The sequence below is a fragment of the Microbacterium sp. SA39 genome (assembly GCF_000967865.1).
Taxonomy (GTDB): Bacteria; Actinomycetota; Actinomycetes; order Actinomycetales; family Microbacteriaceae; genus Microbacterium.
Genome location: NZ_JXRU01000029.1, coordinates 154,684 through 164,392 on the forward strand (window position 1 = coordinate 154,684; position 9,709 = coordinate 164,392).

General features: G+C 68.3%; 17 protein-coding genes and 2 tRNA genes. 3 read left to right on the forward strand and 16 right to left on the reverse strand.

What is annotated here, in order from left to right; all coding sequences use genetic code 11:
* Positions 1-40: 40 nt before the first annotated feature.
* The 10 genes from RS85_RS05815 to RS85_RS19680 form a co-directional block, all read right to left on the reverse strand.
* Complete coding sequence (locus RS85_RS05815; RefSeq protein ID WP_046012480.1) at positions 41-388, reverse strand: hypothetical protein; 348 nt, start codon at positions 386-388, stop codon at positions 41-43.
* Entirely contained in the window at positions 385-1,008 is a 624-nt protein-coding gene (locus RS85_RS05820; RefSeq protein ID WP_046012517.1) for a hypothetical protein, read from the reverse strand. The genes RS85_RS05815 and RS85_RS05820 overlap by 4 nt, the downstream gene beginning before the upstream one ends.
* On the reverse strand, positions 1,005-1,571 hold the full coding sequence (locus RS85_RS05825) for an RNA polymerase sigma factor (protein ID WP_046012481.1): 567 nt from the start codon (positions 1,569-1,571) through the stop codon (positions 1,005-1,007). The genes RS85_RS05820 and RS85_RS05825 overlap by 4 nt, the downstream gene beginning before the upstream one ends.
* A gap of 122 nt (positions 1,572-1,693) precedes the next feature.
* Positions 1,694-1,867 carry a CsbD family protein gene (locus tag RS85_RS05830; protein ID WP_046012482.1) on the reverse strand — a complete coding sequence of 58 codons (174 nt, stop codon included), beginning with the start codon at positions 1,865-1,867 and terminating at the stop codon, positions 1,694-1,696.
* 65 nt (positions 1,868-1,932) lie between these two features.
* Entirely contained in the window at positions 1,933-2,550 is a 618-nt protein-coding gene (locus tag RS85_RS05835) for a hypothetical protein (protein WP_046012483.1), read from the reverse strand.
* The gene (locus RS85_RS05840) at positions 2,547-3,113 is read right to left on the reverse strand and encodes a hypothetical protein (protein WP_052703442.1); all 567 of its coding nucleotides are present in this window, start codon (positions 3,111-3,113) and stop codon (positions 2,547-2,549) included. Before RS85_RS05840 ends, RS85_RS05835 begins: the two co-directional genes overlap by 4 nt.
* Complete coding sequence (locus RS85_RS05845) at positions 3,110-3,460, reverse strand: hypothetical protein (protein WP_046012484.1); 351 nt, start codon at positions 3,458-3,460, stop codon at positions 3,110-3,112. The genes RS85_RS05840 and RS85_RS05845 overlap by 4 nt, the downstream gene beginning before the upstream one ends.
* The gene (locus tag RS85_RS05850; protein ID WP_046012485.1) at positions 3,457-3,648 is read right to left on the reverse strand and encodes a DUF2273 domain-containing protein; all 192 of its coding nucleotides are present in this window, start codon (positions 3,646-3,648) and stop codon (positions 3,457-3,459) included. The genes RS85_RS05845 and RS85_RS05850 overlap by 4 nt, the downstream gene beginning before the upstream one ends.
* Entirely contained in the window at positions 3,645-4,091 is a 447-nt protein-coding gene (locus RS85_RS05855; RefSeq protein WP_046012486.1) for an Asp23/Gls24 family envelope stress response protein, read from the reverse strand. Before RS85_RS05855 ends, RS85_RS05850 begins: the two co-directional genes overlap by 4 nt.
* Before the next feature lie 170 nt (positions 4,092-4,261).
* Entirely contained in the window at positions 4,262-4,426 is a 165-nt protein-coding gene (locus tag RS85_RS19680) for a hypothetical protein (RefSeq protein ID WP_160298613.1), read from the reverse strand.
* 165 nt (positions 4,427-4,591) lie between these two features.
* On the opposite strand from RS85_RS19680, the gene RS85_RS05860 reads away from it, so the two are divergent.
* Positions 4,592-4,894, forward strand: coding sequence for a hypothetical protein (locus tag RS85_RS05860; protein ID WP_235282350.1), 303 nt, complete (start codon positions 4,592-4,594; stop codon positions 4,892-4,894).
* A gap of 16 nt (positions 4,895-4,910) precedes the next feature.
* Here RS85_RS05860 and RS85_RS05865 read toward each other — a convergent pair whose 3' ends face one another.
* Together RS85_RS05865 and RS85_RS05870 are read right to left on the reverse strand one after the other, a co-directional pair.
* Positions 4,911-5,183: a hypothetical protein gene (locus RS85_RS05865; RefSeq protein WP_152642341.1), complete on the reverse strand. Its 273-nt coding sequence runs from the start codon at positions 5,181-5,183 to the stop codon at positions 4,911-4,913.
* A 106-nt stretch (positions 5,184-5,289) separates the two neighbouring features.
* Positions 5,290-6,333 carry a zinc-binding alcohol dehydrogenase family protein gene (locus RS85_RS05870; protein WP_235282351.1) on the reverse strand — a complete coding sequence of 348 codons (1,044 nt, stop codon included), beginning with the start codon at positions 6,331-6,333 and terminating at the stop codon, positions 5,290-5,292.
* A 71-nt stretch (positions 6,334-6,404) separates the two neighbouring features.
* Here RS85_RS05870 and RS85_RS05875 point away from each other — a divergent pair, with 71 nt between their 5' ends.
* Both RS85_RS05875 and RS85_RS05880 read left to right on the forward strand, forming a co-directional pair.
* Positions 6,405-6,770, forward strand: a complete 366-nt coding sequence (locus RS85_RS05875; protein ID WP_046012488.1) for a winged helix-turn-helix transcriptional regulator — start codon at positions 6,405-6,407, stop codon at positions 6,768-6,770.
* A 43-nt stretch (positions 6,771-6,813) separates the two neighbouring features.
* A complete protein-coding gene (locus tag RS85_RS05880) occupies positions 6,814-7,239 on the forward strand; it encodes a GNAT family acetyltransferase (RefSeq protein WP_052703444.1) in 426 nt (141 codons plus the stop codon).
* 82 nt (positions 7,240-7,321) lie between these two features.
* On the opposite strand, the gene RS85_RS05885 is transcribed toward RS85_RS05880, so the two are convergent.
* From RS85_RS05885 to RS85_RS05900, 4 genes are all read right to left on the reverse strand, one after another.
* Positions 7,322-7,395 (reverse strand) — tRNA-Met (locus RS85_RS05885).
* Positions 7,396-7,431: 36 nt separating this feature from the next.
* A tRNA-Thr gene (locus tag RS85_RS05890) sits at positions 7,432-7,503 on the reverse strand.
* A gap of 69 nt (positions 7,504-7,572) precedes the next feature.
* Positions 7,573-8,763, reverse strand: a complete 1,191-nt coding sequence (locus RS85_RS05895; protein WP_046012490.1) for a M23 family metallopeptidase — start codon at positions 8,761-8,763, stop codon at positions 7,573-7,575.
* A 119-nt stretch (positions 8,764-8,882) separates the two neighbouring features.
* Complete coding sequence (locus tag RS85_RS05900; RefSeq protein ID WP_046012491.1) at positions 8,883-9,677, reverse strand: inositol monophosphatase family protein; 795 nt, start codon at positions 9,675-9,677, stop codon at positions 8,883-8,885.
* Positions 9,678-9,709 lie beyond the last annotated feature (32 nt).

Below are 9,709 nucleotides of genomic sequence, written 5' to 3' on the forward strand. Positions count from 1 at the left end.
ACGGGAGCGGCACTTCTCGCATGGGGCGGAGGGCCGTCCGTCAGGCCGCCTCACGCGGCTGCACGTACACGACGGTCAGGGTGATGCTCTCCCGAGGCAGCTCGGCGGCCCGCAGCTGCGCGTCCACCGCCGTGTACGCCGAGCGGAGGGTGACGTTCGCCGGCGCGCTGAAGTCGATGCCGACCGAGGCCTCGACGACGACACCTCGATCGCCCGCGACGACGGACACGATAGGCGAGCCGTCGTCGCGGCTCCCCAGCGCCGCTGCGCCCGCACGCAGCAGGTGGGAGATCAGCGATCCCGACCGGTACACGTTCCGCACACCCGGTGTCGCCCGCAACGCACGCTCGACGTCTGCCGCGAACTCCGCCCGCGCCGCCGGCGTCATGACTTCTCCCCCGTCCACGACGAGACCTCCTGGATGTCACGGATCGCGATGTCGATCGCGGCGATGGTGAGTTCGGTGTGGCTGCGCAGGCGCCGGTCGACCTCTTCGCGGAGGCGCTCGGCGATACGCGGAATCGGCTCGCCGTGGAACACGTTCGCCTCTATCTCGATCCGGATCGGAGACCCCGGCTGGGTGACGTCGCCCTCCAGTCGGCAGCGCCCCAGCAGCACTCCTGGCACCGCGTTCTCCGCCGATCGGATGAATCCGCGCACCGCCCCTTCGGTGATGGCGAGGTCGACGTCCTCCTCCGGCGCGACGAAGGGAATTCGTCGACCGGCACGCGCATCCATCGCGATTCCGCTGAGGATGCGATCGACCCAGCCTTCCTCGACCTCGGAGGCTGCGGCGGCATCGGCGATGATCAGCTCTCCGCCCAGGCCATGCAGTCGCTCGAGCGCGTCGAGAGCCAGCTGGCAGCCGGGAGACTCGTCGATGGAGCGGTTCGCAGGCTGCCGCCCCGCCTCGAGGTAGTCGGTGAGCTCTTCGATGGTGTGCCCGTCCAGGTCGCTGGGTTCCAGACCGAATGCGCGGGAGTCGGGTGTCACGTCGTCATCGTTCATCGCCACTCCTCCATCCGTACGATCATGGATTTCCTCGCTCGGGCCAGCAGGCCCCGTGCGGTCGTGACGGGGATGCCGAGCTCTTCCGCGATCTCGTCGTACGAGTAGCCGCCCATCTCGCGGAGGACCCAGCACTCGCGCTGCGCATCCGGAAGCTCCCGCAAGGCCTCTCCGAGCGCGGCGACGCCTGCGCGCGCCTCGGCGACCTCATGGGGAGAGGTGTGCGCGGGAGCAGCACGGTCGATGGCGTCGATGTCGACCACCGGTCGCAGCGCCCGGATGCGATCGACCGCCTTGCGGCTGACGATCCTCATCAGCCAGCTCTTCACCTTCGACGGGTCCTCGAGCTCCGAGAAGCGCTGCCATGCCGTGACGAACGCTTCCTGCACGACGTCGTCCACGTCGGCCGAGGCGTTCAGCATCCGCAGCGTGTACGCGCGCATCATCGGCGTGTACCTCCGCACCAGCACCGCGAACGACTCGACGTCGCCGTCCATCGCCCGCCCTGCGACGATGCGGTCATCCGCGTGGTCGAGCGCGCTGCGCACGCGTTCGTCTTCCATCTGCTCACTCCCTCGTTCCGATCCCCCAGGAGATTCGGAACGGATGTGCCGTCGGATCGGATCATCTCTCATCGATTCGTGAATTCGGGGAGGGACTCTCGCGAGTCCCTCCCCGATGTCCGCTACTTCTTGAAGGCGTCCTTGACGTCTTCGGCGGTGTTGCGGATGCCGCCCTTGGCCTGGTCGGCCTTGCCCTCGGCGACGAGCTTGTCGTTGCCGGTGACATTGCCCACGGCCTCCTTGGCCTTGCCCGCGACCTTCTCGGCAGCGGCCTTGATCTTGTCTTCAGCGCCCATGGCGTCTCCTTTCATATTCCGGCCCCGGATCTCGAGGCCGAATCCTCTTCCGGCGGTCTGCCGGGTCATTGCACCCGAACACGGGGCCGGAGCGCATCGCGCCAACGTCGGTCCGAGAGATGCAGCATGATCGGGATGCGGGTCCCGAGAAGGTCATCCCAGTCACTGACTGCGGTTTCGGCCGCGGCCAGGACCGCATCGAGCGATGCGCCGGGCTGGACGATGACGGCGAGCTCCAGCGCCTGCGTCCGCCTCACCCGGTACGCGTTGACTCTCGCCGAGATCACGTCGGTCCGCGCGGCGAGCGGAGCCGTGAGGATCGCATCTGCGACGTCGCGGTCCACGGTGGTCCGGCCTCCCTCGGCGTCGATCGCGAGCACGTCGTTCGACCGCCCGCCACCACGCGTGAACACGAAGACCAGCAGCAGCGCGGTCAGCAGCAACACGGCCGCTGCGGCGATCAGCAGTGCGACCGGAACCGCTCCGACGCCCGCGATCTCGACAGTCCGCCGGGCTGTCGAGGCCCACGCTTCCGACACGGCCGCGAGGCCTCCCTCCGCCCAGACGGGCGGGTCTCCTGCCTCGAGCAGCCCGGCCGCGAGCGACGACGCACCCGCGATCAGCAGCGCAGCCCCCGCCAGGAACAGCACGACGCGGTTGGTCACCCGGTTGGTGGCGTTCATGCGATCACACCCTCTGCCGTGATGATGACGCGCGGGGTCGTGGCGAATCCGATCCCCGAGACGGTGTCGGCGACGGCCGCTTCCGCGGCAGCACGGTCGACGGGAAGGCCGCTGGTGGGAGTGATCCGCACCGAGGTGATGCGGCGCCCGACGGTGACCGACACCTGCCGTCGTGCGACTCCCGTGCGGCCCGCGACGCGCTCGGCGATCGAATCGGCGATCACGCCGTCATCGACGAGGAGAGCGGCACGGTCGGTCGTGCGAGCCCGACGGGCCTGGCGACCCGGGGTCACGGCGAGAGCAAGAATCAGCAGTGCGAGGAGCACGAGCGCGACCCCTGTTCCCACTGCGGCCGCAGGCTGCCCGGCGAATTCCGCGATGCCGGCGCCGGCGTTAGCGGTGTTCTCCCGGAACACCGGATCGATCAGCCATCCGACGCCACCCACGACGAGGGCGAGGAGGATCACCAGAACTGCCGAGGCCACCGCCACGGCAGCAATGGTCCGCGACGCGTGGGTCTCTCGGCGCAGCACGCGACGGTAGGTCGAGACGTCGATAGTCATCGCACTCTCCTCTCTGCCAGTCGGCGCACTCCCGAGTAGCGGATGTCGACGACCGCGACCGTCCGGCCGCACAGCTCGCGCATCCGCTCGATGACCGTCCGACGCAAGGCGTCGCCGTCGTCGACGATCGTCCCCCCGCGTTCCGCCGAAAGCGCCACCGGCACGGTCAGCGAGACGCGCAGCGCCCCCCTCTCGTCCGAGAGCCGCGCCGAGACGTCACGCGCCGAGACCCGCGCGGCGTCTCCGGCGATGCCGGTGGCGAGCCGCTGCAGCGCGCGACCGGTGAACGTCGTCGTCCCCACGACGACCGCGATCGGCGCCGACTCGGACGTGCCGTCGATCGTCACGACGACGAGCGCCGGCCTCGGAAGGCATCGGCGAGTGCGCGGACGTCGAGCCGACCGTCGAGGATCCGGCCGATGCCCGCACCCACGAGGATGGCCACGGCGACGAGCACGAAGGCCCAGAAGCCGAGGACGATCCAGGTCAGCGCCAGCGTCGCCGCCGTGGCGCCCCCGATCACGGAAGCGTTCACAGGACTCGCGCCTCCGGAGCGGTCTCGGCGGCGTCGTCGTCGGACGGGATGTGCACGTCGTTGACCGTGACGTTCACCTCGGCGACCTCCATGCCGACGAGGTCGACCATCGCGCGGTGGATCGCGGTGCGCACGTCGTCGGCGACCTTCTGCAGCGAGACCGGATACTCCGCGACGATCGTGACGTCGACCGCGACCTGGGTCTCGCCCACCTCGACGGCGATGCCCTGCGAGAGGTCACTGGTGTTGAGCGCGTCGCGGATGGCGCCCACCATACGGGCGGCTCCCCCGCCGAGTGCGTAGACGCCGTTCACGTCGCGTGCGGCGATACCGGCGATCTTGGCGACGACGGCATCCTCGATCGTGGTCCTGCCCACTGCGCTCGTCTGTCCGGGCGTGACGATCTGTGCCTTGGTCGGGGTGCCGCTCGTGACGTCCGCCATGATGAACTCCTTCTCGCGTGTGCCGCCTCAGATCGAGGCGGGTCGCACTTCGGCGACACCACTAAGACGGATGCCGGGAGCGATTCGTCACAGATTCGTCGAAATCTCATCATGTGGGGTCACCCGGGTGGACGCCGCGAAGGCGACGCCCACCGGAGGGAGACCGGGGATCACGGCAGGTCGGAGACGTCCACTTCGTCGTCATCGTCCGAGGACTCCTCAGCGGGAGAGGAGTCCTCGGGCGCCAAGTCGTCGTCGGTCGTGACGAAGTCGGGATCGAGACCGATCGCGTCGACCTCGGGGCGGTCATCGGGGTCTGCGGTGGTGTCTGACATGGTCGTCTCCGATCGTGAGTGCGGGTGGAGTGCTCAGTCTCGTCCGCTTCGCGGGTTGATCGGATCCCCTTGACATCACGTTCCGGCGCACAGTGTGGAACCTGTCAAGGGGCTACCCGTCCGTCCGGTGATCGGTCATCCTTCAAGCTGAGCACAGGCGGGAGCATGATGCAGCAGGACCAGGACCCACGTTTCGCACTGATCGAGATCAGCGCGCAATCCTGGGCGATCCACGATCTGCACTACCCCGACGGAGACCACCGGCGCGTGGTCTGCCGCATCTACGCAGACACCCCGGCGGATGTCGAGGTGCTCTGGCTGCGCGACCTTCCCCTCGCCCTTCGCTACCCCGCCGTCGACGACGTGCTCGAGTCGGTGCGGCAGTTCCAGAATGCGTCACGCGCCACGCGTCCGATCCCGATCCCGCATCGTCCGCCGCCGTCGGTCCGGAGGCGAGAAGGACGCTGAGCCGCGGTCCCGCCTGTCAGTACTCCCACTCGACGATCTCGTAACCGGACATGTCGGGCCCTGACCCGGACGACGACTCGTCGACGACCGCGACGATGACCTGACTGGTCCGTGAGATCAGAGCGCTGAGGAGCACTCCACCCGACTCGAAGCCGACGAACGTACCTCCGGATCGCGCGGCATCCTCGATGCGTTGCTTGAGGTCGTCGATGTCCTGATCGGGCGCGAGCAGGAAGTCGCGACCGTCGATGGCGACATGGGTCTGAGGTGTTGACCGCGCGGTGCTCATGTGGCGAAGGTACGCGAACTCGGCGCGGTTCCTCAGGGGGTTGCGCTCGAGCACTAGAAGGCTCACGGTATATCGGAGCGGCCTCCCCACGCGTGATCACAACCCCTCACGAAGCGGGCTGTTCCGCCGCCGCCCAGTCGGTGACCACCACCTTGCCGATGGTCTGAGACGCCTCGACGATCTCGTGCGCCTGGCGCATGGTCGCAGCATCCAGCGGGGTGAGATGCTGCGTCATCGTGGTGCGGATGACGCCATCGTCGATCAGCTCGGCGAACTGCTCGAGAAGCTCGTGCTGGTAGTGATCGGTGGGATCGGTCACCGGCCGGGTGAACATGAGCTCCCAGTGCCAGGTGACGCTCTTCGCCTTGAGGGCGTCGATGCTGCCGCCGGTCTCGTCGATCGACACGACCTCTCCGCGGGGGCGTATGACCTGGGCGATCGCGCGGACGTTGCCCGGAGTGAACGAGGTGAACACGTAATCGACACCCTTCGGCGCGAGCGCGGAGACCTCGGCGGCGAAGTCCCGCCCGACGACATGATCGGCGCCCATCTGCAGCACCCAGTCGGCCGACTCCTTCCGCGAGGCGACGGCGATCACGGTCAGCTTCGTGAGCGCCTTGGCCAGCTGGATGATCAACGAGCCGACACCGCCGGCTGCCCCGATGACGAGGAGGGTGCCCTCGCTGCGATCGTCCAGACGCAGCTTGTCGAACAGGGCTTCCCAGGCCGTGATAGCCGTGAGCGGGAGAGCTGCCGCCCCGGCCGTCGAGAGCGACCGCGGAGCGTGCCCGACGATGTTCTCGTTCACGAGGTGGTACCGGCTGTTCGTGCCCGGGCGATCGATCTGCCCGGCGTAGAACACGCGGTCCCCCACCGCGAAGCGGGAGGCCTGGTCGCCGAGACCGACCACTGTGCCGACCGCGTCGTAGCCGACGATCCGGCGCTCTCCCGACGTCGGCGAGCCCGCGCGCACCTTCACATCGACGGGGTTGATCGAGACGCCCTCGACCTCGACGAGAAGATCCCTGCCCTCGGGCGTCGGTACGGGCAGCGAGAGGTCGGTGAGCGACTCGGGATCCGAGACGGGGCGACCGCCGCGTGCGCCGATCGCGGGCATGAGTTCAGGGAGAGAGGTGATGTCGTGTGCCATGTCCGTCACGCTATCGGAACGCACCTAGTTACCCGCAAGCGCCCCAAGTATCCACGAGATACCATGGACGGATGCCGACTCAGACCGCCTGCCGCACGGATGCACCCCACGACGTCTACGACTCTCAGTGCCCCTGCCGCGGAGTGCTCGATCTCCTCGCCGACAAGTGGAGCGCTCTGGCGATCGGCGCGCTCGGCGACGGACCCCAACGCTTCGGCGAACTGAAGACGCGGCTGCAGGGGATCAGCCCGAAGGTCCTGACCGCGACCCTTCGGCGACTCGAGGCGCGAGCGCTGCTCGAGCGCACCGTCTACGCCGAGGTGCCCGTGCGCGTGGAGTACGCGCTCACCGATCTCGGCATCGACGCCGAGAAGCCGCTGCGCGAGCTCCGCACCTGGGTCGAGGCGAACATCGAGCGGTTCCCGCCCACGGACTGATGCGCCCGCGACACCTCGAACGGCGTCGAAGTAGATTTGCCGAGTGACTGTGGAGATCCGACCGCTGACCGATGCCGATGTCGAACAGGTCGTGGCCCTATGGGAAGAGGCCGGACTGGTGCGGCCGTGGAACGACCCGTGGATTGACATCCGTCGTGCCCGTGCGGTCTGGCCGGAGCTCTTGCTCGTCGCGGCCGACCGCGATTTCGTCGCCGGTTCGGTGATGGCTGGTTATGACGGCCACCGCGGCTGGCTCTATTACCTCGCGACAGCGCCTGAGCGGCGGGGCGAGGGCATCGGACGGCGCCTCGTAGGCGAGGCCGAATCGCGTCTCATCTCCCTCGGATGCCCGAAGGTGATGCTGATGGTCCGCGCCGGCAACGATCCGGTGCTCGAGTTCTACGACGCGCTCGACTATGTCCGAGAGACATCGCTGCTCACCGGAAAGCGGCTGATCCCGGACGACTGATCAGCCACTGCCCTTTCGCGGCTAGGGCGGCGTGGGCAAGTAGTGGGTACAGAAAAACCCCGGCGAACCGGGGTGTGATCTGTAGCAGGAGCGGGGCTTGAACCCGCGACCTCACGATTATGAGTCGTGCGCTCTAACCAGCTGAGCTACCCTGCCGCGAGGCATCCGTCCGCGTGTGAGAAGAATGCTGCGAGCCCCGAGTCAGGATTGAACTGACGACCCCTTCCTTACCATGGAAGTGCTCTGCCACTGAGCTATCGGGGCGTGCTGCCCCTCTCGGGGCAACCACACGAGAATACCATCACAGTGGCGTCCTCATGAAATCAAGGCGGGTCAGTACGAGTACCGACCTGCGTTCGCGTTGAGCCACGGCAGCGGATCGATGGTCGAACCGTTGACGATGAGCTCGAAGTGCAGGTGAGCACCGTAGGAGCGTCCGGTGTTGCCCGTCTTGCCGATGACGTCGCCGACCTTGACGGTCTGTCCCTGCGTCACCTGCAGCGATCCGTACTGCATGTGTGAATAGTGGCTGGTGATGACACTGCCGTCGATGACGTGATCGATGTAGACGGTCACCCCGTAGGCGCCGCCCTGCTCGGTCGCGATGCGGACGGTGCCGTCGGCGATGGCCTGCACCGGGGCGCCGTTGCCCGGGACGAAGTCGATGCCTTCGTGGAGACGACCGCTGCGCATGCCGTACCCGTAGGACATCCCCACGCCGACGAGGTACGGCCACTGGATCGCCGCCTCGGGATCGTTGGTGTAGATCTCGCTCGAGTAGCGGATGCCCTGCTCCGCGGCGACCTCGACGAGCGAGACCGTGCTGAAGTCGTCGGCTCGCGCCAGCGATTCGTTCTGCACGCCGGAGGGAGCCACGAAGGCCTGGATCTCGTCTTTCGCGGCCTCGGACGAGGCGGCCGATGCACTGACCAGGGAGGTCGCGGCGATAGGTGATCCCTGGACCGCGGCGACGGCTTCGGCGGGAAGCGTCATGGAGACCGCGAGCAGGCCGGCGAGGCTCATGACACCGACGGTCGCGCCGACGGTGAGAACCTTACGCATGCTGCGGGGGCGGCGTGCGGCGACGTGCGAAGAAGTCTCGGGCTTCTCTTCGCGGTCCGTCTCGGTGTTTGAAGCCGGACGTGCGGATGCCGTGGGCACCGGGCCCGTCGTGCGGAAGGCCCGCGAAGCGCGCTCGAAGGCATCGTCGTCGGCATTCGCACTCGCCGTGTCAGTGCCGGCAGCGCGGGGGGCCGCGGGCGCCTCGGCAGGCGCGGGCGCAGCGGCCTCGGCCGTCGTGACCGCGAACGGGACGAGCGGGGCGTTGACGACCGGAGCTACGTCGGTCTGCCGCTGGCGGGCGGCGCGACGGGAGAGCGGGGCGACAGCGGCGAAAGCAAGGACGGTCTCGACTGCGGCGACAGACTCCGTCGGTCCCGCCGCGGGGGCCTCAACGGCCTCAGTGCGGAGTCGGCTGGAGCGGCGCGTGGGCGCAGCGTCAGCCTGGGGGTTCTCGAAGGGCAAAACTTATCTCTCGGGTCGTGCGCAAGCTCGGGGGCGCTAACTCAGCTCTCACCTTCGGGTGGTGAAAGTAACGATCGCATAAACACTACCTGCATCCGCCTGGGAATGCCATGAACGGGTCAACGTTTCTCGCCGAGGACGGCGAGAAGCTGCGCGTGGACCTCCGGCCCTCCGGAGATCAACATGGGTCGCGCGGATTCGACATCGTGGCGCGAGGCGAGCCCACCGGCTTCTGTGATGAGCAGTGCGCCCGCGGCGAAGTCCCACGGTTTGAGCCCCCGCTCGAAGTAGCCGTCGAGTCGTCCTGCGGCCACGTAGGCCAGGTCGAGAGCGGCGGAACCCGAGCGACGCAGGTCTCGCGCCATCGGCATCACCCGGCGCATTGTGGCGAGGTCGCCGTCATGCGTCGCCGGGTCGTACCCGAACCCCGTGGCGAGAAGCGCACCGGCCGAGGTGTCGGTGGTGACCGCGAGGCGCGTCTCCCCCATCCAGGCGCCATGACCGAGAGCGGCAGTGAAGAGTTCGCCGAGAGCCGGTGCGTTCACCGCGGCGGCGAGCGCTTCCCACGACCCGGGATCGGCCGAGCCTCGCACGGCGGCGATGCTGACGTTGTAGGCCGGCATCCCGTAGGCGTAGTTGACGGTGCCGTCGATCGGATCGACCACCCAGGTGATGCCGCTGGTCCCCGACTCCGCGCCGGTCTCCTCGCCGAGGAACCCATCGCCGGGTCGGGCCGCATCGACCCGCGCCCGGATGAGCGCCTCGACTTCGCGGTCTGCTTCGGTGACGATGTCGGCGATCGTCGACTTGGTGGCCGCGAGATGCACGCCCGCGCGACGGCGCCGGAGTGCGAGCTCCCCGGCTTCGCGCGCGATCTCAGTGGCCAGCTCGGAGAGCTCGATCTCGAGGGTCACGGCGCAGGAGGGGGCGGCGGGAACGCGGGCGG